This is a genomic window from Shewanella sp. 4t3-1-2LB (assembly GCF_017368415.1).
GTDB classification, from domain to species: domain Bacteria; phylum Pseudomonadota; class Gammaproteobacteria; order Enterobacterales; family Shewanellaceae; genus Shewanella; species Shewanella fodinae.
The window spans coordinates 1-544 of sequence record NZ_JAFNJD010000132.1; the positions used below are offsets into that span (position 1 = coordinate 1).

Below are 544 nucleotides of genomic sequence, written 5' to 3' on the forward strand. Positions count from 1 at the left end.
TTATTGAAATAGGCTTTGATGTGATGGACGCACCTCCTTTCTAGCGTCGCTGTACCAAATTTTAGGTACAGTCAGAATATGAGTAAGTAAAATGTTTATCGGAGTCGTTAGTATTGATTTAGCCAAGAATGCTTTTCAAGTATGCGTATTGAGTAGCTCTGGATCGATTTTATCGAATCGGAAAGTAAACCGAGGCTCTCTACTTGATACCGTCCGCCAATTGCCTGAAAAGACGACTATTGCCATGGAGTCGTGTGCAACATCGCATCATTGGGGAAGAATCTTCCAAGAACTGGGCGGCAGCCCTCACCCCCACACAACATGTCAAACTATTTGTTGGGACGCAAAAGAATGATGCGAACGATGCGAGGGCAATATGTGAGGCGTTCTCTCGCCCAGACATTCACTTTGTAATGCGTTCAGCAGTAGCCCTCGAAGTAACCAAATCAACGTTTAAGTTAACGCTAGGCACCGAAATGAGAATTCGACATAACCTATTAAAAATTAATAAAAAATACAAAATCAAGAGTACACATTGAAGTTT

At 41.9% G+C, this 544-nt stretch carries 1 pseudogene; it reads left to right on the forward strand.

The features are described from left to right. Positions 1 to 91: 91 nt before the first annotated feature. Positions 92 to 413: pseudogene (locus tag J3L11_RS18945) on the forward strand (transposase); the annotation flags it as partial. Between the last annotated feature and the right edge of the window lie 131 nt (positions 414 to 544).